Annotated in this window: 20 protein-coding genes; 6 read left to right on the top strand and 14 right to left on the bottom strand. The window is 36.3% G+C overall.

The features are described from left to right. Window positions 1–83: 83 nt before the first annotated feature. The 6 genes from secA to EsVE80_RS04450 all read right to left on the bottom strand — a co-directional run bounded on the left by secA (window position 84) and on the right by EsVE80_RS04450 (window position 6756). On the bottom strand, window positions 84–2588 hold the full coding sequence (secA, locus tag EsVE80_RS04475; protein ID WP_173102634.1) for a preprotein translocase subunit SecA: 2505 nt from the start codon (window positions 2586–2588) through the stop codon (window positions 84–86). A gap of 649 nt (window positions 2589–3237) precedes the next feature. Next, complete coding sequence (gene hpf, locus EsVE80_RS04470; RefSeq protein ID WP_173102633.1) at window positions 3238–3792, bottom strand: ribosome hibernation-promoting factor, HPF/YfiA family; 555 nt, start codon at window positions 3790–3792, stop codon at window positions 3238–3240. Between the two features lie 166 nt (window positions 3793–3958). Continuing rightward, the gene (locus tag EsVE80_RS04465; protein ID WP_232061276.1) at window positions 3959–4489 is read right to left on the bottom strand and encodes a ComF family protein; all 531 of its coding nucleotides are present in this window, start codon (window positions 4487–4489) and stop codon (window positions 3959–3961) included. A gap of 139 nt (window positions 4490–4628) precedes the next feature. After that, the gene (locus EsVE80_RS04460) at window positions 4629–5939 is read right to left on the bottom strand and encodes a DEAD/DEAH box helicase (protein WP_173102631.1); all 1311 of its coding nucleotides are present in this window, start codon (window positions 5937–5939) and stop codon (window positions 4629–4631) included. Window positions 5940–6067: 128 nt separating this feature from the next. Next, window positions 6068–6391 carry a PTS sugar transporter subunit IIB gene (locus EsVE80_RS04455; protein WP_173102630.1) on the bottom strand — a complete coding sequence of 108 codons (324 nt, stop codon included), beginning with the start codon at window positions 6389–6391 and terminating at the stop codon, window positions 6068–6070. A gap of 77 nt (window positions 6392–6468) precedes the next feature. Then, complete coding sequence (locus EsVE80_RS04450; protein WP_408639866.1) at window positions 6469–6756, bottom strand: DUF7662 domain-containing protein; 288 nt, start codon at window positions 6754–6756, stop codon at window positions 6469–6471. A 116-nt stretch (window positions 6757–6872) separates the two neighbouring features. Between EsVE80_RS04450 and EsVE80_RS04445 the strand changes: the two genes are divergently transcribed. Further along, window positions 6873–7508 carry a YigZ family protein gene (locus EsVE80_RS04445; protein WP_173102629.1) on the top strand — a complete coding sequence of 212 codons (636 nt, stop codon included), beginning with the start codon at window positions 6873–6875 and terminating at the stop codon, window positions 7506–7508. 70 nt (window positions 7509–7578) lie between these two features. On the opposite strand, the gene EsVE80_RS04440 is transcribed toward EsVE80_RS04445, so the two are convergent. Together EsVE80_RS04440 and EsVE80_RS04435 are read right to left on the bottom strand one after the other, a co-directional pair. Next, window positions 7579–8286, bottom strand: coding sequence for a GntR family transcriptional regulator (locus EsVE80_RS04440; protein WP_173102628.1), 708 nt, complete (start codon window positions 8284–8286; stop codon window positions 7579–7581). A gap of 211 nt (window positions 8287–8497) precedes the next feature. Next, entirely contained in the window at window positions 8498–12742 is a 4245-nt protein-coding gene (locus EsVE80_RS04435) for a 2-hydroxyacyl-CoA dehydratase (RefSeq protein ID WP_173102627.1), read from the bottom strand. A gap of 173 nt (window positions 12743–12915) precedes the next feature. Between EsVE80_RS04435 and EsVE80_RS04430 the strand changes: the two genes are divergently transcribed. Next, entirely contained in the window at window positions 12916–13521 is a 606-nt protein-coding gene (locus tag EsVE80_RS04430; protein ID WP_173102626.1) for a TetR/AcrR family transcriptional regulator, read from the top strand. A 59-nt stretch (window positions 13522–13580) separates the two neighbouring features. Here the strand turns inward: EsVE80_RS04430 and EsVE80_RS04425 are convergent, their stop codons facing one another. From EsVE80_RS04425 to map, 5 genes are all read right to left on the bottom strand, one after another. Further along, a complete protein-coding gene (locus tag EsVE80_RS04425) occupies window positions 13581–13748 on the bottom strand; it encodes a hypothetical protein (RefSeq protein ID WP_173102625.1) in 168 nt (55 codons plus the stop codon). A gap of 110 nt (window positions 13749–13858) precedes the next feature. Continuing rightward, window positions 13859–15943, bottom strand: coding sequence for a heavy metal translocating P-type ATPase (locus EsVE80_RS04420; RefSeq protein ID WP_173102624.1), 2085 nt, complete (start codon window positions 15941–15943; stop codon window positions 13859–13861). A 119-nt stretch (window positions 15944–16062) separates the two neighbouring features. After that, window positions 16063–17193 carry a glycosyltransferase family 4 protein gene (locus tag EsVE80_RS04415; protein ID WP_173102623.1) on the bottom strand — a complete coding sequence of 377 codons (1131 nt, stop codon included), beginning with the start codon at window positions 17191–17193 and terminating at the stop codon, window positions 16063–16065. Between the two features lie 18 nt (window positions 17194–17211). Beyond that, on the bottom strand, window positions 17212–18150 hold the full coding sequence (locus EsVE80_RS04410; protein ID WP_173102622.1) for a YihY/virulence factor BrkB family protein: 939 nt from the start codon (window positions 18148–18150) through the stop codon (window positions 17212–17214). Between the two features lie 188 nt (window positions 18151–18338). Next, window positions 18339–19103: a type I methionyl aminopeptidase gene (map, locus tag EsVE80_RS04405; RefSeq protein WP_173102621.1), complete on the bottom strand. Its 765-nt coding sequence runs from the start codon at window positions 19101–19103 to the stop codon at window positions 18339–18341. A 236-nt stretch (window positions 19104–19339) separates the two neighbouring features. Between map and EsVE80_RS04400 the strand changes: the two genes are divergently transcribed. Continuing rightward, on the top strand, window positions 19340–19780 hold the full coding sequence (locus tag EsVE80_RS04400) for a flavodoxin (RefSeq protein WP_173102620.1): 441 nt from the start codon (window positions 19340–19342) through the stop codon (window positions 19778–19780). A gap of 85 nt (window positions 19781–19865) precedes the next feature. On the opposite strand, the gene EsVE80_RS04395 is transcribed toward EsVE80_RS04400, so the two are convergent. Next, a complete protein-coding gene (locus EsVE80_RS04395) occupies window positions 19866–20438 on the bottom strand; it encodes a TetR/AcrR family transcriptional regulator (protein ID WP_173102619.1) in 573 nt (190 codons plus the stop codon). Between the two features lie 256 nt (window positions 20439–20694). Here EsVE80_RS04395 and EsVE80_RS04390 point away from each other — a divergent pair, with 256 nt between their 5' ends. From EsVE80_RS04390 to zwf, 3 genes are all read left to right on the top strand, one after another. After that, window positions 20695–21924, top strand: coding sequence for an aminopeptidase (locus EsVE80_RS04390; protein WP_173102618.1), 1230 nt, complete (start codon window positions 20695–20697; stop codon window positions 21922–21924). Window positions 21925–22167: 243 nt separating this feature from the next. After that, window positions 22168–22815 (top strand): metal-dependent transcriptional regulator, encoded by a 648-nt coding sequence (locus EsVE80_RS04385; protein ID WP_173102617.1) that lies wholly within the window; start codon window positions 22168–22170, stop codon window positions 22813–22815. Between the two features lie 11 nt (window positions 22816–22826). Beyond that, entirely contained in the window at window positions 22827–24350 is a 1524-nt protein-coding gene (gene zwf / locus EsVE80_RS04380) for a glucose-6-phosphate dehydrogenase (RefSeq protein ID WP_173102616.1), read from the top strand. The last annotated feature ends 157 nt before the right edge of the window (window positions 24351–24507 follow it).

Here is a 24507-nt window from a genome sequence, read left to right as displayed (position 1 = left end):
GACATATTTTTATGGTTCTATCATAACCAAAAGATAAGGCTGGTACAAGTCGCGTACCAGCCTTAGCCTTTAAATCATTTAAACTATGCATTTTTGCCATGGCAATTTTTATATTTTTTACCGCTACCGCAAGGACACGGATCATTACGTCCAACTTTTTTAACCTGTTGTGTTTTTTGTGGTTGTACTTCCTCTTGCTCTGCTTGACCTTGCGCGACTTGTTCTCGTTGTACATTTTGACGAATTTCAGCTTTCATAAATAGACGCGTCACTTCGTATTCAATGGCTCCCACCATATCTTCAAACATCGTGTAGCCTTCTGTTTGATATTCAACTAATGGATTATTTTGTCCATAAGCCCGCAAACCAATTGATTGCCGTAACTGATCCATTGCATCAATATGATCCGTCCATTTTGAATCAACTACCCGCAAGATGACAACTTTTTCAAATTCTAACAATTGTTCTTGACTATTTAATTGTTCTTTCTTTTGATCAAAAATAGTTTGTGCTTTATCCATTAAGAAAGATTTCATTTCTTCTGGTGATTTATTTTCTAAATCAGATACTGAAATGCTATCTTCATGGACAATCGCATTTCCTGCAAAGTCAACAATACCCGCTAAATTCCATTGGCTCTTATCTTCAACTTGCGTATGAGCATCTACTACACGACTAATTGTGCGTTTTACCATATTCATCAATGTTTGAGACAAGTCATTTTCTTCCATAATCACTTCTTGGCGTTGACCATAGATAACTTCACGTTGTTCTCGCATCACATCATCGTATTGCAAGACATTTTTACGAGTGTCATAGTTATTGCCTTCAACCCGTTTTTGGGCAGACTCCACTTGTTTGGTCAACATTTTACTTTGAATAACTTGATCTTCTTCATCTAAATTCATACGTTCCATAAAGGCTTTAATACGTTCAGAACCAAAACGCTTCATCAAATCATCTTCAAGGGATAAATAAAACTGTGATACACCTGGATCTCCTTGTCGACCAGACCGCCCCCGCAATTGGTTATCAATCCGGCGTGATTCATGCCGTTCTGTACCAATAACAGCTAAGCCACCTAATTCAGCAACACCTAAACCTAATTTAATATCCGTACCTCGACCGGCCATGTTGGTTGCAATTGTGACCGCCCCTTTTTGTCCGGCATTTAAAATAATTTCTGCTTCTTTAAAGTGATTTTTAGCATTCAAGACTTCATGTGGAACTTTTTCTTTGGCTAACATGTTGGATAACAATTCTGACGTTTCAACTGCAACAGTACCAACTAAAACAGGTTGTCCTTTGCGATAACGTTCTTTAATATCTTTCACAACTGCATCAAATTTAGAATGAAGCGTTGGGTAAAGCAAATCAGCTCTATCATCACGAATTACCGGCTGATTAGTCGGAATTTGAATAACCTGCATATTATAGATTTCTCGAAATTCTTCTTCTTCGGTTTTTGCAGTACCTGTCATCCCAGCCAGTTTTTTATACATTCGGAAATAGTTCTGGAAAGTAATTGTTGCCATCGTTTTTGTTTCATCTTCAATTTCGACGCCTTCTTTGGCTTCAATCGCTTGATGTAAACCATCTGAATAGCGACGTCCATCCATAATCCGTCCTGTAAATTGGTCCACAATTAAAACTTTTCCTTCTTGCACTACATAATCAAAGTCACGAATCATAATAAAGTTTGCCCGCAATGCGTTGTCTAAATGGTGGGTTAAAGCTGTATTTTCAATATCATAGAGGTTTTTTAAGCCAAAGTTTTCTTCAGCTTTTTCAATCCCAGCTTCAGTTAAACCTATTGTCTTAGATTGAATATCAATTTTATAATCTTCCTCTTCTTTTAAGCGTTTAACAAAGTTATCTGCTCGCGTATAAAGAGCTGTTGATTTTTCCGCTTGTCCAGAAATAATTAACGGCGTTCTCGCTTCATCGATTAAAATTGAATCTACTTCATCGACAACAGCGTAATTTAATGGTCGTTGTACCATCTGATTGCGATAAACTACCATATTATCTCGCAAATAGTCAAACCCTAGTTCGTTATTGGTTGAATAAGTAATATCACAAGCATAGGCTGCCCGTTTTTCTTCTGGAGTTTTGGAGTTGATGTTCAAACCAACTGTCATCCCAAGGAAATTGTACAACTCTCCCATTTCTTGAGAGTCACGTGTCGCTAAATATTCATTGACCGTTACAACATGTACCCCTTCACCGCTTAGCGCGTTTAAATAGACAGGCATAGTCGCAGTCAATGTTTTTCCTTCACCAGTTCGCATTTCGGAAATATTCCCATCGTGTAAAACAATCCCCCCCATTAATTGGACGTGGTAAGGATATAAGCCTAAAACGCGTTTTGCGGCTTCACGCACAACTGCAAAAGCCTCTGGTAATAGTTGATCTAATGTTTCACCTTTTTGGTATCGAACACGAAATTCATCGGTTTTTTCTTTTAATTGAAGATCTGACAAGGCTGCCATTTTTTCGGCAAATGTTTCGACTTCATTAGCAATTTTATCCAACCGTTTTAATTCTTTTTTATCATTTTCAATTAACTTACGTATAAAGTTGGCCATTAGTGAATAATTCCCCTTCTTTGCATCAATTCTCGTTTCAAATTAGAAACTCTCCCGTATATTTTAGCATTAAGTTGAAACAAATGAAATACTTAGCATTAGAAACAAGAAGCTTTACTCTAATTTATCATTTTATTTTCTAAACATGCCTAATGACATACCTAATGGACAAGACGAGATAATAATACTTACTTTTTCTTTATTAATACTAAAGCTCTTTATTAAAAGTTATTTTCCATTTACGGCATAATGCAAGTTATTCCGTTCTTTACTTATTTCGTATAACTTACTTTAGAATAATTTGCACTTTAAAAATATCTAAAAGGAGTCGATTACTTTGACTGAAAAATTTTATACCATTTTAATATTTTTAGAAGTTTGGCTACTTTATGTTTTTCCTTTATAGCAGAGTGCTTTAAAATTATCTGAGCCAAACAAAATGCTTAAATGATTTCAAAAAACGGACATAACTATCCTAAAATATCTCCTTTGTACTGGCTATTTCCTCTTTTAAATATTCACAAAAAAATACGGGGAATAAAAATGTTACGAGATAATATTACCAGTCAAAGTGAAAATACAATGAATAAAAGAAAAAAGGTTCAAGATAAGTGGCAAAAACACCTATCTTGAACCCTTGATTAATTTTTTAGTTTGTTTCAATTAAACCGTATTTACCATCTTTACGGCGGTAAACGATGCTAGTGCCATTGGTTTCAGCATCTTCAAAAATAAAGAAGTTATGTCCCAACATATTCATTTGTAAAACAGCTTCTTCGCTATCCATTGGCTTCAATGATAAGCGTTTAGTCCGGACAATGTCCAATACTGCTTCTGTTTCATCATCGCCGGCTTCATTATTAAACAAAACAGCTGCATCTGCTGCAGGTACTGCTGTTTCACGAGATTTACGATTAATTTTTGTTTTGAATTTGCGAATTTGACGTTCCAATTTATCAACGACCAAATCAATACTTGCATATAGATCTGGTGAAGTTTCTTCTGCGCGCAACACCAAATATGGTAGTGGGATTGTCACTTCCACTTTCGCTGTTTTTTCAGTATAAACCTTTAAATTCACATGAGCCGTTGCATCGGGTGCATCTGTAAAGTAACGCTCCAATTTACCGACTTTTTTCTCTACATAATCGCGAATAGCTTCTGTAACTTCAATATTTTCTCCGCGTACATTGTATCTAAACATAACAATTGCCCCTTTCGTCTACCACTAAAGAAGGGAAAAGGACCACTCTTTTGCCTTCTTCTTACTATTATTATAGCGAACTCTAACCTATTTGCAAAGTTAAACGCTAACAAATTCATGAATTTCTCAAACCAGAAAAATACATCAATATTGCTGGGAGAAAAAATTAACGTGCCAATGTAAAAGTTGCCACAGATTTTGCACCGTGTGCGTATAAAAGCTCTACCCCGTGGTAAATCGTCCGTCCAGTTGTATACACGTCATCGACTAATAAAATTTTACGGCCACATATTATAGCATTTGGAGCAACACTATATGGTTGTTTCAGCTTTAGTCGCTCTTGTCTCTTCGCGCTTGCTTGTGGTCGATTGTGGTGTTTTCGAATTAATAGATTCTCATAAAAGCTTCCTGTGGCTTTTATGATTTCTTCTCCTTGATTAAACCCCCGTTCTTTCTGACGTTCGCTTGATAAGGGTAAGGGGACAATTGTGAAACCACGATATTTTCTTAATACTTGCTTTACTTGTGGCGAAAATGTCTGACGCAAGTTATAGTCTCCTTCAAATTTATAGCGATACAGCCAATCTTTAAAAGCAGTATTATATTGATAAATTGCGTGATGATGAACGACAAAGTTAGGATACATTTGGCGCCATTTTCTGCAATCTTGACAAAGTTTCACACAATTTGGTCGCATACACCCTTCGCATGCATTCTCAGGTTCTATTTTTTGAAACTTTTTACAACAGGCTCTACACAGTTCTTCTTTTGAGATTAACCAAGGAAAGATTATTTCTTGAATTAAAAGGTTCCGGCTAATTATTTGCCCACAATTGCTACATTTCATCAAGAAGACCTGCCTTTTTTGCCTGTTGATTTAGTCGTTTTGTTATTTGGACAGCTTTTCTGATGGCTTTTGTCATCTGGGTAAAACAAAAAACAACTTCTCCATTTGAAAAATCTCCTTTACGATCTGCTCGTCCTGCAATTTGTAACAGCGTAGCTTGTGTAAACACATGATGATCGGCATTAAAAACTAAAACTGAAATGTTAGCAAACGTCACTCCTCTTTCCATCACAGTAGAACAACAAAAAATTTGAAAGTCGTTTTGTCGCATTTTTTTAACTTTCATATGACGCTCACAATCTGCTGCATGGACACTAGCAATAGTAAATTCTTTTAATTCTGCTTTGAGGAACTTTTCCATGGCTAATACTTGGTTGACGCTAGCACAAAATAAAAGCAAATGATTATGTTGCAATAGTTCTGTTACGAGTTTTAGAAAAGTTTTTTTACAGTGAGCGGTTAAGGGGAGTTTGTGCGTCTTTATTCTCACGGGTTTAGGGACAGGCAATAAGCGCCGGTGATAACGAGCCGGTAAACAAAACAAACCTCCTGATTTTTCTGCGGCTTTAATTTCTACTTCACTTGGAGTTGCACTTAGGAAAACACGACAGCCGTTTTTATGTAATGCATTATCCACAGCATAATGTAATTTCTGGTCATTTTCATACGGAAAAGCATCGATTTCGTCAACAATAATTAGATGGAAAGCTTTTTTAAAGTAGAATAACTGATGTGTGGTACAAACCAAAAGCGACGTTGGTTGATAAGGCTTCGCCCCATAATGGCGCAAACCAACTTCTAACTCAGGAAATATCTCTTGTAAACGGGGATGAATTTCAACACAAACATCTACTCTAGGACTACAAAAAACAACATTCAGCCCCTTTAATAAACAATGATGAATTAATTTAAACAACATTTCAGTTTTTCCTGCTCCAGTTACTGCATAAACCAAACTATCTATTTGACCTTCAAAATTTTGAATTAATCCGTAGCTAATTTTCTTCTGCGCTGCTGTCAGTCTACCAGTAAAATCAAATTTTATTTTTCTTTTTTTAGGCGGATCCAGTGGTTTTGTCACCAAATAATGACGAGAAGTGACTCGCCCAAAGGAGATGCATTCACAGCAATAATGGCGTCCATCTGGCAATTGATTTTCTAAACTTGAAAATTTGGTGTTACAACGCTGACAACGACAAATTTCATTTTCAATAGTGATAGCTTTTTGTTTATAGACTTCTACACTTTCATCTAATTCCTCTTGTGTTAGTAAATACTGATAGCCAGGATATAATTTCATTTTCTTCACCTCAAGAGTATTTACGCAAATGCAAGAATATATCGTTAATTTTACTTCATACAACTTTTCTTGATTCTACTTAAAAATAAAAATGCGAAAGTCTACTGACCTCCGCATTTTTATTCGTGTTATTTATTTTCAATCAAAGTCATAGCTTGTTTTAACACATTTTCCCCATTCATCATCCCGTAATCTGCCATATTGATCACATCTAACGGAATTTTCTTTGGTTCTAATCGTTTTTCAAAATCAGCTTTCATAAAGCGAACTTGTGGTCCTAATAACAAAACATCTACCGGTTTGCTTTCCAAAGAATTATCTGCCTCCGAAGCGGATACGGCAAAAACGTCTGCTTCAACACCTTGTGCTTCTGCTGCTTTTTGCATTTTTGTAACCAATAAGCTAGTACTCATACCAGCAGAACAAACTAGCATAATCGTTTTTTTCGTCATTTTATTTCCTCCTTGTATCAGTGTAATTTTTTTATTTACGTTAATTATAAGATAACAACTATTTTTGTCAACGCTTACTACTTGTCTCCTCCTAGAAGCCACTTAGCCTTTACTAACTTATTGAAAACGGTATACTCTTTAGCCAAGTTAATATAAACAACCTCATAGCCAGCATTTAGCCAAGCATACGCCCCTTTTTCTGGATGATGATAATCATTTGCCCACCATTCTTTGGTTTTGCGAGCGCTTTTAGGAAGACCGGTAGCTGGGAATAAAAGTTCATCAAACTGAGTAAACGTCAGCGTTACTTGCGAACCACCATTTGTTTTTAAATAATGCGTAATAACGTCATACTTCCTTGCCACGATGATCACCTCTCCTAATTATCGCTTAAATATGCCTAAAAGTGCAACCATTAGCCATTTGCAACTTGGAAACATTTTTTTTATACTAAAGAAAAGTGAAACTAAGGAGTATTTTCATGATAGATCACTATTTAACTATTCAAAAAGACGGAATAGTAGAGACTGAAGTCAAGAAATCCCGTTTTATCTGCTCGTTAAAACGCGTTAGTACAGAAAACGAAGCCAAAGAATTTATTCAAAGTGTAAAAAAAGAGCATTGGAAAGCCACTCACAATTGCAGCGCTTTTGTAATCGGTGAAAAAAGTGAAATTAAACGTAGTAGTGACGACGGAGAACCAAGCGGAACTGCAGGTATCCCCATGCTGGAAGTCTTAGTCAAAAAAAACTTAGTCAATATCGCCGTTGTTGTAACTCGTTATTTTGGAGGTATAAAATTAGGAGCAGGCGGGTTGATTCGCGCTTACTCTCACGCTGTTTCTCATGGAATTGATAGCATTGGTATTGTCAAAGGCAAACTCCAACAAGAGATTGCTGTTGCGATTACTTATCCTCAGTTAGGCAAGCTGCAAAATTATATCGAAAACAAACAGATAGTAACCAAAGACACTCTTTTTACTGATGAAGTTGTGGTCATTTGTCTGATTGATGAAGAGGAAATTGAAGCATTTGAAAAAAACATTACTGAACTCTTAAATGGTCAAGTAAATTTTGCTCACGGTAACAAAATTTATCATGAAGTTTTAGTTTCTTAAAAAAACCTAAGTTTATGCCCAAAAGTATTCTCTATGAACAGAGATATTTTTGCACAATAAACTTAGGTTCTTATTTTTCCAAATAAAATTCAAAACGATTGCCAACATACTGAGTTCTGACATATTCAAACGGTGAGCCGTCTTCTAAATAAGAAACTTGGCGCATCCGCAAAATAGCATCTCCACGTTTAATTTTCAAAAATTCAGCAATCTGTTCTGACGCCAACATTGCAGAAATGGTTTGATTAGCGCCACCAATTTTTAAGCCACCTTTTTCTTCTAAGGTTTTATAAAAAGAAGTTGTAACTTCGGCCTTGCTGTACTCTTTAATTAAATGTTCTGGGATACTAGCAACCTCAAAACAAATTGGTACTTCATCGGCATAGCGAATACGTTCCATTCGTAAAATACCTTCTTCTGGCGCCAATTTTAATTTCTCCATCTCTGAAGAACTCGGAGCAGTCATAAAGTAAGAAACTACTTTACTAGAAGGTTTTCTACCTTGAGACAACATAATTTCAGTAAAGCTAGTCGTCCCCGTCATTTTTTCTTGAACTTTTTGTCGGGCTACATAAGTTCCAGATCCGATTTTTCTCTCTAAAATCCCTTCATCTGCCAATGTTTGAATCGCTTGTCGTAAAGTCATCCGACTCACATTAAATTGCGTCGCTAATTCTCTTTCTGAAGGCAAGCGGTCTCCGATTTGCCAGACGCCTTTTTCAATTTTACTTTTAATTTGATCGTGAATCTGAATATAAATTGGTAAACTATCAGACATTCATTATTCTCCTTCAACTAAGATCACATTTGATACGATATTTTCACTCAAATAGTATCATCATTATAACTGGTATATACCTCATTAGCAAATTTTTCCGTTACTTTTTTTCTTGTTCGTTACAAAAAAGCCTTGGAAATTAGCTATCTTCCCAAGACTTTTTTATAATTTATATCTATACCATCACTTTGGTACAGATATTTTTAATCTCTTAAATTGTAATTTTTTCATCGGTTAACATTTTATTGGCCGTTGCCATCATTAATCGAATACGATTTAATTGGTTCACCAATGATACACCAGGATCGTAATCAATCGCCGCAATATTGGCTTTAGGATATTGATGCCGCAACTCTTTAATAACTCCTTTACCTACAACATGGTTTGGTAAACAGCCAAAAGGTTGCATACAAACGATATTGTGGACACCTGTTTTTAATAATTCAATCATTTCACCCGTTAAAAACCAGCCCTCGCCCGTATGATTCCCAATAGACAAAATTTTACTGGCATCTTCTGCCAAATCATAAATAGATTGAATACCATCAAATCGTTCCGAAGCCCGCAACGCTTTATCCATTGGACGTTCAACCATTTCGATTAATCGGATACCAAATTCTGCTAAAATTTTTCCTTTCTTAGCCATTCCCAAATTCTCATACTTCCAAATTTGATTGTATAGAGAATAATTCATAAAACCAATAATATCAGGTACTACTGCTTCAGCGCCTTCTGCTTCTAGCAGTCGCACAATATCGTTATTGGCTGTTGGTGAATACTTCACCAAAATTTCGCCAACCACCCCAACTTTAGGCTTCCTTACATCAGATAATGGTACCGTGTCAAAATCAGCAATAATCTTTTTCATATTGCGATTGAATTGCGTTAGCGAACCATTGCGCACGTTTTTAGCTACTTTTTTCAACCACGCTTCATGCATTTGATCAATTTGCCCTTTTTTTAATTCATAAGGTCTAGTTCGATAAACTACTCGTTCAAATAAATCTCCGTATAAAAAGGCCACCACAATTCGTTTCAACATCGGTAAGGTAAACTTGAAACCAGGATTAGATTCAACACCTTTATTTCCCATTGACACTGAAACAACCGGCACCTGAGGAAACCCAGCATCATTTAGGGCTTTTCTTAATAAAGGAATATAGTTTGTGGCCCGACATCCGCCACCAGTTTGTGTCATCATGACGCTGGTATTGTTTAAATCATAATCGCCGCTTTCCAATGCTTCCACTAACTGGCCAATCGAAATGATAGCCGGATAGCAAGCATCATTATTCACGTATTTCAAACCAACATTTACCGCATCTTTATCTTCTGCAGGCAAACAAACTACATTATAACCAGAAGCTTTTAATGCTTCATCGACTAAACCATCTTGATGAATCGGACTTAGCATCGGCAATAACAAAGTATGTTTTTTACGCATATCTTTAGTGAAAATAATTTTTTCTGGTTCATCATAGCGTTTGGTAGGTGTGAAATCTTGTTTATCTCGTTCCTTTACTGCGGCTTTTAGGGAGCGTAAACGAATTCGAATTGCACCTAAATTGGAACCTTCGTCAATTTTTAACACTGTATAAATTTTTCCATATTGATCCATGATCTCTTCTACTTGATCTGTCGTTACTGCATCCAAACCACATCCAAAAGAGTTCAATTGTACCAATTCAAGATTTTTAGATTTCGCTACTACACGTGCTGCTGCATAAAGACGAGAATGATAGACCCATTGATTTACTACGCGTAGATTGCCTACATCACTCAAATGAGAAATGCTATCTTCGGTTAAAACATGGAAACCTTCTTGGGTAATCACTTCACTAATACCATGATTAATTTCTGGATCCAAATGATACGGACGTCCTGAAATAACAATCCCACGCTCTCCTTTGGCCTGTAGCATGGCTAAGGTTTCCTCCCCTTTATTGCGAATATCTTGTTTAAAGTTTTCTAATTCTGTAAAGCCATGGTGAACAGCGGCAACCATTTCTTCTTTTTTAATGCCTAAATCTTTAAATGTTTTACTCAAAACTTCAATTACAGCCTCTTCATTCGCTAAATTTAAGAAGGGATTGCGGTAATCCACTTTACCTTCTCGAATATCATCGACATTGTTGCGAATAACATCAGGATAACTTTGTACAATTGGACAATTAAAATGATTGTCGGCTTCAGAACTTTCTTGACGTTCAAAAATCACTCCGGGGTAAAAAATCATGGGAACTTTCTGATCAATCAAAGCCTGAATATGACCGTGAGTAATCTTGGCTGGATAACACGCAGTATCACTAGGAATTGTCTCCATTCCTTGTTCATACAACGCTTTGTTTGAGCGCGGTGAAAGTTGTACTCTAAACCCTAAGTCTGTAAATAGCGTATGCCATAACGGATAGTTTTCATACATATTCAAGACCCTTGGAATTCCTATAATCCCTCTTAGCGCATCTTTTTTTCGTAACGGTCGGTATTTGAAAAGTCGTTTGTATTTATAATCAATTAAATTAACCCGACGATCTTCTTTTTTTATTTTAATTTTTGCACCGCGCTCACAACGATTTCCCATAATAAACTGACGTCCATCAGAAAAAATCGTCACCGTTAACTGGCATTTGTTTTCACATAGATTGCAATGAGTGAACTCTTTTTCAGCTGTAAAAGTAATTAATTCTTCAGCATCCAAGATAGTACTTTCTTCGGCAATATCATAATTTTCTAATGCGATTAAAGCTGCACCGTAAGCCCCCATTAACCCAGCAATAGACGGCCTAACAACTTGACGTCCAGAAATTTCCTCGAAAGCACGTAAGACAGCCTCATTATAGAAAGTTCCGCCTTGACAAACAATTTTCTCCCCCAATTCTTCGGGACGGCGAATCTTAATTACCTTATAAATTGCATTTTTGATTACTGAGTAAGAAAGTCCGGCTGAAATATCACCGACGCTGGCACCTTCTTTTTGTACTTGTTTTACTTTTGAATTCATAAACACCGTACAACGAGAACCTAAGTCCACCGGCGCTTGTGATTGTGTTGCAGCAAGCGCAAAGTCTCTAACATCATAATTCAGTGATTTAGCAAAAGTTTCAATAAAAGAACCACAACCAGAAGAACATGCTTCATTTAACTGAATGGATGATAAAACACCATCTTTAATCGTCATGGCTTTCATATCCTGACCACCGATATCTAGGATAAAATCTACGCCAGGTTGAAAATGATTCGCTGCCTTGTAATGAGCCATTGTTTCGACTTCGCCAATATCAACTTTCAGAGCATTTTTAATGAGGTGTTCACCATATCCTGTTACAGCTGCTTTCCCAATAAAAACATCAGCTGGCATTTGCTTATAAAGATCGGTTAGGACTGCTATTGTCGTTTCTAATGGTTGTCCTTCATTGTTTCCATAAAATGAAAATAAAATTCGCCCCGCATCATCAACTAAAACTACTTTTGTCGTGGTCGAACCTGCATCAATTCCTAAAAATGCCGCCCCTTGATGTCTGGATAGATCTTTTTCTTCAGCAGTCGCTTGACTATGACGTGCTCTGAATTCCTTTAATTCTTCTTCACTGCTGAACAACGGCTGTAGTGTATCCGTTGGCTTCAATTGATCTTGCTGTCCGTTTTCCAAGCGATCTAATAAGGCAGTTAACGTAGTCGCCTCGCCTTTTTCATCAAATAAGGCTGCCCCCATTGCAACAAATAATTGCGGATTTTCCGGAAAAACGATATCTTCTGGAGCGATATTTAATGTCTCGATAAATCGTTGCCTTAATTCAGACATAAAATACAAAGGTCCTCCTAAAAATGCGACTTTTCCTTTAATTTTTCGTCCAGCAGCTAAACCAGCAATGGTCTGATTGACAACCGCTTGAAAAATACTTGCTGCAATATCTGCTTTATCTGCACCTTCGTTAATTAAAGGCTGAACATCCGTTTTAGCAAATACACCACAACGTGAAGCAATCGGATAGATCGTTTGGTAGTTTTTTGCTAATTCATTAACACCATTTGCATCTGTTTTTAAAAGAACTGCCATCTGATCAATAAATGCACCAGTACCACCAGCACAGCTACCGTTCATCCGCTGTTCTAATGCACCTTCAAAAAAGGTAATTTTGGCATCTTCCCCACCTAACTCAATGACAACGTCCGTTTGTGGAATAATCGTTTCAACTGTTTTTGTACAAGCAATTACTTCTTGTACAAAAGGAATCTCTAAAACTTCAGCTAACCCCATCCCACCAGAACCAGTTATTTGTAAGGATACAGGTACATCTTTAATGACAGCTTGTCCCTCTAATAGAATTTTATTTGTTGCTTTTTTCACATCTGAAAAATGTCGTTCATATTTTGCGAAAATTGTTTCATTTTTTTCGTTTAAAATGACTAATTTCACTGTTGTAGAACCTACATCAATCCCTGCTTTTAATTTCATATGTACCACCCTTTTTATACAACAGTTTGTTGATTAACTTACAATCCGTCTGATATAATACTCATGTCTATTTTAAATTCTTGCTCACTTTTTGACAATACACAAACAAAAGTAGTTTGTGACATAAGCAACAAACTTACGTTTTTTGTTGCTTATCTAGAAAGGAAATTTCAATGAAAAAAACTGATTTACGAGTTAAACGCACAAATAAAATGATTATTGAATCCTTTATCCAATTGGTAGAAAAAAATGGTTATGAACAGGTTACGGTTCAAGATATTGCTGATGAAGCAATGATTAACCGTGCTACTTTTTATGCCCATTACAAAGACAAGCAAGACCTTTATGAAACGATTTTTGATTATGCGCTAACTGCTTTTACTTCAGTATTAAACCCTGCAGAACTAGTGAAGGGTAATCGGATTAAAGTTAAACAAATCGAAGCTGTGATGACAAAAATCTATCGGAATATTCAAGCAAATCGTAAATTTTACTTAACAATTATGGACGCTTCTGCTAATGAAATTTTACGAAAAAAAATTGCTGATATATTATACGCGCAATACGCTGATGTTTTTAATCGTTTAAAAATCACCGAAAATGAAATTGAAGTACCGATGGATTTTATTATTGAGTACATGACGTCTATTTTTATTGGTACGTTACACTGGTGGCTCACTACCGAGTCACAGATGACACCAGAACATCTTGCTAAATTAGTCATTAAACTTGTTGGGAATGGCCATTTAACTGTCTTAGGTATTGAAATTGAAAAATAAGGCTCTGGGGAAAAAGTCATAGCGACTTTTCTCCAGAGCCTTTTTAAATGCAAATACTTCTAATAGTTTTTAGATCGCCATTTAATCGTGTGTTTTGTTGGGCGTACCTTTTTTACATCTAATCCTTTTTTGGAAATATTGACAAAATAGTCCTCATTTTTTAACATGTATCGAACTTTTTCAGCAGTCTCAGTTACTGTTTCAGCAATTTTTTCTTTAATTTTCATCCAGATTCCTCCTACTTGGCAGTCATTGGTTAATGACTGACTGCCCCTTATTCTATCTCTCATTTTAGAGGAATGTAGGATAGAGGGCAAATGAAACGAGATGCTATTTTCTAAGATTTTGGAATTCGTAAACAACGCATTGCATTTAAGACTGCAATTAGTGTCACGCCAACATCTGCAAAAACTGCCCATCCCATTGCTATAAGACCAGCTGCTCCTAAAATTAAGAAGAATACTTTTACAGCTAGTGCAAAAATTATATTTTGTTTCACGATACGTAGTGTCTTACGAGATATACGAATTGCAGTTGCAATTTTTGCAGGATTGTCATCCATGATTACAGCATCGGCAGCTTCAATGGCTGCATCGCTGCCTAAACCGCCCATTGCTATACCAATATCTGCTGTCGCTAAAACAGGAGCATCATTAATGCCATCGCCAACAAAAGCAACTTTAGTAGCATTTGCACGCAGTTTCTCTACATAATTAACCTTATCTTGTGGTAAAAGTTGCGCATATATTTGACTCAACCCTAGTTTTTTGCCCACATCAGCAGCTACAGTTTTGCGGTCACCGCTTAACATTACCGTTTGATTTATCCCTAATTTTTTTAATGCTTGGATAGTCTGCTTCGCTTCTGGTTTAATTTGATCTTTCACAATCAGATAACCCGCTAGTTGATTATTAACTACTAAGTATACAATTGTGCCAATATCACTAATTTTAGGCAACAAAAGGTGTTCTTTTTTCAAAAATTTATCATTTCCAGCAAAAACTTCAGCTCCATCAATTATTCCACTGACACCAAAGCCTGCAATTTCTCTATTGTTAGTTACAAAAGGCAACTTTTCACCTTTTGCTGCTTGTACAATCGAGCGAGCAATAGGATGACTTGAGTCTTGTTCGAGTGCACTGGTATAAGCTAACACAGGAATAGCATTATTCAGTGTAACTACTTGCTCAACTGCGAATTCTCCTTTAGTTAAAGTGCCTGTTTTATCAAAAACAACTGTATTAATTTTTGCTAAGGTTTCTAAATAATTTGATCCTTTTATTAAAATTCCAGCACGGCTAGCTCCTCCAATACCGCCAAAAAAACTTAAGGGCACAGAAATAACTAGGGCACACGGACAAGAAATGACTAAGAAAGTTAATGCCCGATATAGCCATTCCTGAAAATTACCAACAAATAGTGTAGGAATAATTGCCAATAACAGAGCTAAAACTACGACGACTGGCGTATAAACACGGGCAAATTTAGTAATAAACCGTTCTGCTGGTGCTTTTTGACTACTAGCATTTTCTACCAAATCTAAAATTTTATTGACCGTTGATTGACCAAAAGTTTTCGTTACTTGCACGAATAAAGTACTATCTTTATTAATACAACCACTTAACACTTGGTCACCAGTTTTCACCATTTTCGGCATCGATTCCCCCGTTAAAGCAGAAGTATCCACATAGCCACTTCCACTTTTTACAATACCGTCTAAAGGAACTTTTTCACCAGGATTGATTTGCACTACTTCGTCTATGTTAACTACTTCAGGCTTGACCAGTACTGTTTTACTTTCTTTTACTAAACGTGCAACATCTGGACGCACATCCATTAGAGCTTTAATATTTTTCCGAGATTTCCCGACTGCGTAATCTTGGAAAAATTCACCAATTTGATATAAAAGCATGACCAAAACGGCTTCCGGATACTCACCAATAAAAAAAGCTCCGATTGTTGCAATCGTCATCAAAAAATTCTCATCAAAAACTTGACCTGAAAATAAATTGATAACTGCTATTTTCACAATATCATAACCAATTAAAAGATAAAGCCCCCCATACAAAAATACCCTTACAGGTTCTTCAGGTTTCAAAATAAATAACAGCAACAAAGCAAAAACTGTTAGTAAAATTCTCCCCACAATCAATTTTGTACTTTTGTTTTCAACAACACGATTCTGCTCGTAGCAAACGGTATCCTTTTTTATCATTACCACATTTGGTTCAATTTTTTTTATGATTTGTTTACTTGTTAACTCAACCTTTTCTGCATTTTCCTTATCACAACTAATCGCCAAACTTGTTTGCATAAAATCAACTTGTACTTTTGTTACACCGTCGACTTTTGCCACTGCGCGTTCGATCTTGGCTGCACAATTGGCACAATCCAAGCCATTTAATTGATATTTTAATTCCATTTCAGCCACCTCTTCACAACCGTTTACATGAACCAACTCTCATATGTATTATAAATGAACCGACATTCATGTGTCAACTCAAAAAAAGAAGTTTCGCATCTTTGCAAAACTTCTTTATATTATTTTTCTTCTTTGTCTTCAGAATTCTTATTTAAAACATCTTGACGAAAACGACGATTACCCAAAAATTTCAAAGCGCACATTAACGGTTGGCGATTTTCGCCAACTAAGCCAATTAATTCAATAAATAATTCTAAACCAATCGCCGTAAAAAGAATTAATAAAACTGTCGCCCACGTACTAGCGTAATTCATCAATAAAGCAATAAAGGAAAAAACCAAAGCTAACGCATAGATTGTCAAAACCGCACCTCGATGTGTAAAGCCCAATGATAATAAGCGATGATGTAAGTGCATTTTATCAGCAGAGGAAATAGGTTGTTTATTAAATTTTCGTCGAATCATTGCATAGACAGTATCTGTAATTGGAACGCCCAGAATAAACATTGGGGTTAAAATCGTAATAAACGTAGCATTTTTTAATCCTTGCAAAGATAAAATTGCAATCATATAACCTAAAAACAATGCGCCCGTATCTCCTAGATAAATGGTCGCAGGATGAAAGTTATACGGGAAAAAACCGATAATAGCCGCTACTAAGCTAAAGATAATGATTGCCAAAAATACGCCTGTCCTTGGCAAGAAAAAGTAACTAATTAAACCAATCGTAGTAAGACCAATAATAGAAATCCCAGCGGCTAAGCCGTCTAACCCATCAATAAGATTGACCGCATTCGTAATTGCTAAAATCCACAGTAGCGTCACAGGAAGGCTTAGCCATCCTAATTCAAAGCGACCAAAAAAAGGCAAGCTAAATGTATTGATCTCAATTCCACCAATAAAATACGCTTCTAAGGCAGCTAAAGTAATGCCTAATGTCTTTTGCAATGGTGTTAATTCAAAAATATCATCAATCAAGCCCGTAATAACAATTATTAATGCGCCTAAAATCATTGGCCAAACTTTCCCGGTAGGTAAAGTATCATTAAATTCCCAGAGTACTGCTATCGAAAATGAAATAAAAATACTCAAACCACCTGCTGTTGGCATCGTCTTCGTGTTAATTCTTCTAGCACCCGGTTTATCAACAGCGCCAATTTTAAAGGCCAAAAGTTTAATAATAGGTGTCAAAACTAATGAGATAATCATGGTTAAAAAGAGCCTGATAATAAAACGAAAGGTAAAGGTCATCGTGTTTTCTCGCTTTCTTTACTTTGAGGAGTCTTTAGAATCATCTTTGCCGATTTTAGCTTCAATTTTCTTGCTAATTTTGGCTAATGGTCCTTTGCGATCTTGTACTTCTTGTCCGGTGATATACTCTGCAATAATTGCATTCGTAATACCACCCAAAATAATGATTGTTGCAGCCATATTCAACCACAACATCAAGACAATAAAACTACCAATGATTTGATAGCCACTGACTTTAGCAGCAAAAAATTGTGCATACAAACCGAATACTTGTCCCAGTATCATCCACCCAATCGTTGCTACAACAGCACCAGGCCAAGTGGTCATTAACTTGACTTTAGCATTTGGCACAATCCAATAAATAATCATCATAATTACAAGTAAAGCTACAATTGTTAACGGCCATTTAAACCGCTGAAAGGTGTCAATAATTTGAGCAGAAAAGCCCAATATTGGTTGTAAACCATCAAGTAGCATACGTCCTAGGCCTAATACTACTGTTACTCCAACAATTGCAACTAAAAGCAAAACAATGACAATTACTGAAACAAGCCTTACAGCAATAAAGTTTTTCCGATCATTTACCCCATAAGCACTATTCATAGCTGTTTGTAGACCATTAATACTTTTACTTGCTGACCATAATGCAGCTAAAGCAGAGATGGATAAAACCCCACCTGAGCCTTGAGTCAAAAGGCTTTTGATTGCTGGACCTATAAAAGTATAAACCTCATCTGGAATAATATCTTTAACATAAGGTAAGATAGAATTTGGGTCAATTTTTAGAAAAGGGAGTAAGTTTCCTACTGCAATTAAAAGAGGAAATAACGATAATAGCAAATAATATGCGACGATTACCGCGTTATTTCCAATCGCAGCATCTTGAAACCGATTTTTTACAATAGTAAAAAGACGCAGCAAATTTTTATTTTCTTTTATTTTTTCAACAAACTTCATCTGGCACTCCTTTAAATTTTTGTAAAAGAAATGTCGGTACATAATACAGTATAGAAAATTGCGAATCAAAAAGTAATTAACAATCGCGGCAAACTAGAAGATATTTGTCAAGATTGTTAATTATTTTCCTCATCTAAAGTCTCGAATAAGCAAGTACCAAAAGGCACTTGCCTATTCTTTCATTTAAATTAATACGTTCCTTCTTCACCTTGGGAAGTCAAAATTTGTGGACCATCTTTTGTAATAGCAATCGTATGCTCATATTGACAACTTAAGCCACCATCTAAAGTATAAGCAGTCCAGCCATTTGGATCCATCTTCATTTTCCAAGTGCCGGTATTTACCATCGGTTCAACAGTAATTACCATACCTTCTTTCAAGCGCAATCCCTTGCCTGCTTCACCAAAATGAGGAACAGCTGGTGCTTCATGAATTGTTGGCCCAATACCATGACCAATAAAATCGCGCACTACGCCAAAGCCCTCACCTTCAACATAAGTTTGAATCGCATGACCGATATCGCCAATCCGATTTCCAGCTTGCGCTTGATCAATTCCCAAGTACAAAGCTTTTTTCGTGACAGCCATTAATTTTTCAACTTCTGGTGTTGCGTCTCCAACTACATAAGCCCAACAAGAATCTGACATTGCTCCTTTTAAATCTACACACATATCTACTTTTACTAAATCGCCAGTGTGCAAAGGCTTTTTACGCGGAAATCCGTGACAAATTTCAGAGTTAATGCTGACACATGTCGCGTATTTATACCCCTCAAAACCAATTTGAGCCGCTACTCCTCCATGGTTTTCAATAAAATTGCGAACAAAAACCTCAATATCCCAACTTGTGATACCAGGTTTAATAAAATCACGTAAATGTTTGTGAACATCTGCCAACAAAGCACCAGATTCTCGCATTGCTTCAATTTCTCTAGCAGATTTTAATGTAATCATACTGTCGTCTCCTCCAAATAAAGATTCCTTTTAAAATTAAAAACAAAAATATAAGAAGATAAAAAAAGAATTTTTTATCTTTAAACCTTTATTATTCTAACACAGGCACCAGTTTTCGCCAAATATTCAATAACACACTGGTAGGCAAGACATCTTACTTTTGTTATAATCGTTACGAACTTCACGGAAAACCATGAAATAATACCATTTAATTTTTACTTAAAGGAGTGGCTAAAATGGCCTTAGCAAAAATTGTCTATGCCAGTTTAACCGGCAATACCGAAGAAATTGCCGACGTAGTGGCAGAAGCTTTCGAAAACTTAAATATCGACGTCACAGTAGATGAATGTACACAAGTTGATGCAACAGAATTTGAAGAAGCAGATATTTGCATTGTGGCGACTTATACCTATGGCGATGGCGAACTGCCTGATGAAATAGTCGATTTTTATGAAGAGCTCCAAGAATTGGATTTATCTGGAAAGATATACGGTGTCTGCGGATCTGGCGATACTTTTTATGACGACTTTGCTAAATCTGTGGACGATTTTGCGCAAGCTTTTGAAAAAAGCGGTGCTACAAAAGGTGCAGACTCAGTTAAAGTTGACTTAAACGTCGAAGCAGAAGATATTGAAAACTTAGAAGCCTTCGCTAAAAAAATCGCCGCAGCCTTATAAGCTGCAAAATTTTTCGGATAAAAATACCCAAAAGATAGCTTAATGTCAGATAAGCTAATCTTTTGGGTATTTTCTTTGCATTTATTTAGGCGTTAATTTCTAATGGTTCTTTTCTATCTAAAATTTGTTTAATCGTATCCCGCATTAACGCAATGATTTGCTCTTCCGTTGGATTAATAATTCCTGATGATTTCAAAGCTGCAATTCCAGTGGCCACAATCCAACAACCAGTATGTAATGACTCAATCTCACTGCCTGCTAAATCTTTAAAAGCTGGATCTGCTTTAACAGCATTGGAAAAATATTGAAAAGAAAATTCCTGCATCTCTTTTCCACCACCATATTCTTCCAAATACATCGCCCGATATAATCTTTTATGTTCATTCGCAAAACCAATATAATTCAAAGCTAAATCAACAATGTTTTCCCCTGTGTGTTCTACTGGAAAAACTTCTGTCGCCAAATAATCATGTAGTTTTTTGATTAATGCCATTTTAAGATCTTCCATGTTTTTAAATTCCAAATAAATAGGCTGGGTCGAACACTTCATTTTCGCAGCGATATTGCGGGCAGTAAAACGAGAAAAACCATCAGTAGCAACGACATCATAGGCCGCATTCAAAATTTGATCACGGGTGATTGTTTTCTTTCTTGCCATTATTTTTTAACTCCCTTATCCTTTAATCTTATCGTTTTTTTGTTATATTAATATTGTATCATGTTTTTTTGCCTTTGCAAAAAAGAAAACGGTCTCTCTTTGGGTTTGATAAAATTAACGCCTCAAGAGTTAATAAATTCTGCAACAAATCGTTTCGTTGTCTTTCATATGTCAAAATGATATTATTTAAATAGTTTAAAAATTGACAATTAAAGCTATATTTTGTCGCTTTTCAAAAGAATTGGGAGGTTTTTTTATGACAGATTTTAATACTAAATTAGCCAAATATGCTGAACTAATTGTAGCAGTTGGCGTAAATGTTTCAAAAGGACATACTGTTGTTTTACAAATCAGTGTCGATCAAGCACCACTAGCCCGCTTAATTACACAAAAAGCATATGAATTAGGTGCTGCAGAGGTTTTAGTCCAATGGACAGATGATCAAATCCAACGAGAATTCTTACTTCACGCAGATAAAGATCGTTTGGAAAATATCCCTGCTTATAAAGTTGACCAAACAGAAGATTGGCTGAAAAAAGGAGCTAGTCGTATTAGTGTTGTTTCTTCTGATCCTGGTGCCTTAGCTGGCGTCGATGCCGATCGTGTTGCAACTTATCAAGCAGCTAGTGGAAAAGCTATGATGAACCTTCGGAAAGCAACACAAGCCAACAAAGTCAGCTGGACAGTTGTTGCAGCCGCTGGACAAGAATGGGCACAAAAAGTCTTTCCAGACCTTGATCCCACAAAAGCCCAAGCAAAATTGTGGGATGAAATCTTTAAAACAACCCGTATTGACAGTGAAGATCCTATTGCTGCTTGGAAAAAACACGATGAAACATTACGTAACAAAGCAGAAGAATTAAATAAAGAACAATTTTCCGCCCTCCATTATACAGCTCCAGGTACTGATTTGATTATCGGACTTCCTGAAAATCACCTGTGGGAAGGTGCCGGCAGCTTTAATGTTCGTGGTGAAGAATTTATGGCAAATATGCCCACTGAAGAAGTTTTTACTGCCCCAGACTTTCGTCGTATTGATGGCGTAATTTCCAGCACAAAACCATTGAGTTATGCAGGTTCAATTATCTCCGGCATGAAGTTTACCTTTAAAGATGGGAAAGTCGTCGACTTTTCTGCTGAAAAAGGACAAGATGTTTTAGCCAAATTACTAGACACAGATGAAGGGGCTAAAAGTTTAGGGGAAGTTGCATTAGTCCCTGATCCATCTCCAATTTCGCAATCTGGTATTATCTTCTTTAATACGCTGTTTGATGAAAATGCATCGAATCATCTAGCCTTAGGTTCAGCATATGCGTTTAGTTTACAAGGTGGAACTGAAATGAGTGAAGAAGAATTAAAAGCTCATGGCTTAAATCGCAGTCAAACACACGTAGACTTTATGGTAGGATCTGACAAAATGAATATTGATGGTATTCGCAAAGATGGTAGCAAAGTCCCTGTTTTTCGCAACGGTGATTGGGCCTAAATTTTTTACGAGTAAAAAACTGCAATTAATTGAGTAAATAAAAAGACCAAAACAGGTCTTTTTATTTACTCAATTTTATCTTTTGGTTAAAACCTAGGAAACATTCGTTGACTTGCTGGATAACTTCAAGTTGAAAACATAGTAAATCAAGCCATTTTTTGGTAAAATTTATTGTGATAGCCTAATAACAAAAAGTTATCTGGTCGTTTTAAATGAAACATTCACCAGAAAGGATTGACTCCTGTGACACCTAATCGTGAAGATTATTTAAAATTAATTTTAGAACTTGGTGGCGACGAAAAAAAAATTAACAACAAACAAATTGTTGCCGGTCTGAGTGTTTCACCTGCTTCTGTTAGTGAAATGTTATCGAAGTTGGTAAAAGAAGGTCTAGTAGAACATACGGCCTATCAAGGCGTGCAATTAACTGCATCCGGTAAAAAAAGCGCCAGTGACTTAGTACGCAAACATCGCTTATGGGAAGTTTTTCTCGTAGAACATCTCCACTATTCTTGGAATGAAGTCCATGATGATGCTGAAGTTTTAGAACACGTCACATCGAACAAACTAGCCAAGCGTTTAGAAGACTACTTAAATCACCCTTCTTATTGTCCTCACGGCGGACAAATCCCTGCTGAAAATTCCTTGGTTACTGAAAAAAAACGGAAAACCTTAGCTGATTTTCCTGTAGGAACAAAAGTCAAAATTGCCCGCGTATTAGACGAACGAGAATTGTTGGATTATCTTGTTAGTATTGATTTAGCCATCCATGAAGAATATACCATTACCGCCATTGCTCCTTATGAAGGGCCGGTTACTATTCATAATGAAGAAAAAAATATGGCCGTGAGTTATAAAGCGGCTAATACGATTTTTGTCGATAAATTGTAAGGAGAGATTACATGACTGAAAACACCAATGTATTGTTTACGATCTTCGGCGCTACCGGAGATCTTGCTAAACGAAAACTTTATCCATCTTTATTTCGCTTATACAAAAAAGGAGAATTAAGCGAATGTTTTGCTGTGATTGGAACTGCTCGTAGACCATGGAGTGACGCTCATTATCATGAAGTCGTCAAAGAGTCGATTGCATCTTTAGAACCAACGACAGAAGAAGCTGACAAGTTTGCTAGTCATTTCTATTATCAATCTCATGATGTTTCAGATACAAGCCACTATTCTGTCTTAAAAGAATTAACAGATAACCTAAATGAAAAATATCAACTTGGCGGTAATCGCCTGTACTATTTGGCCATGTCTCCGCGTTTTTTTGGAACAATCGTTACCCAATTAAAGACAAGCGGTATGCTAAATACCGACGGTTATCACCGTGTAATCATTGAAAAACCATTTGGTTCTGATTTTACTTCTGCTAATGATTTAAATAATGAAATAAATGAAGTTTTTGCTGAAAAAGATATTTATCGGATTGATCATTATTTAGGTAAAGAAATGGTACAAAATATTTCAGCCATTCGTTTTACCAATAATTTATTTGAATCCATGTGGAATCAGCGCTATATCGACAATGTCCAAATTAGCTTAGCAGAAAATTTAGGTGTTGAAGACCGCGGTGGTTATTACGATCAAAGTGGCGCTTTAAAAGATATGGTACAAAATCATATCTTGCAAGTTTTGTCTTTACTTGCAATGGAGCCACCAGTAGCTTTCACTGAAGAGGCAATCCGTAGTGAAAAAATAAAAGCTTTAAAAGCTGTACGTCTTTATTCAGAAGAAGAAGTTTATACAAATTTTGTCAGAGGCCAATATACAAACGGCAAGCTTGGTGATAAAGAGTTCACCGATTATCGCAACGAGCCAAATGTTGCCAAAGATTCCACTACCGAAACATTTGTAGCTGGTAAATTTTTAATCGATAACTTTCGCTGGTCAGGCGTGCCATTTTACGTCCGTACTGGCAAACGATTAACTGAAAAAGGCACCCGAATTAATATCGTTTTTAAACAAGTCCCAATTAATGTCTTTCGTTCCAACACGACTGAAATCAACGATAAAAGCGAATTACCGCCAAATGTTTTGACGATTTACATTCAACCCACAGAAGGCTTTAGCATGACTTTAAACGGTAAAGAAATTGGACAAGGTTATGCTACTAAACCTGTAAAACTAGACTTTCGTAATACTGCAGAAATGGTTGAAAACTCACCAGAAGCTTATGAACGGTTGATCTTTGATGCATTAAACGGGGATAGTACGAATTTCACCCACTGGGATGAAGTAGCCCAATCTTGGCGTATTGTAGATCGCATTCGGGCTGCTTGGGATAAACAAGATCCTGATTTTCCAAATTACGCAGCAGGTACAATGGGCCCAGAATCTGCCTTTGAGTTACTGCAAAAAGATGGCTTCGAATGGATTTGGCAGCCAGATGAATGGTATAAAGAACGAAATTTATTATTGTAAAATTCAAATAGCCGACTTTATTAGTAACCCTGCTTATTAAAAAATACCAGTACAAAGATCAATTTGATTGTTGTACTGGCATTTTTTATTCTTTATTGATATACTCCGCAATGCTTCATTACTTTTTCTATCACTTTACGCCCTTCTAAAATAGCCC

The organism is Enterococcus saigonensis (assembly GCF_011397115.1).
Lineage (GTDB): Bacteria > Bacillota > Bacilli > Lactobacillales > Enterococcaceae > Enterococcus_C > Enterococcus_C saigonensis.
This window is presented reverse-complemented; position numbering and strand designations above follow the sequence as displayed.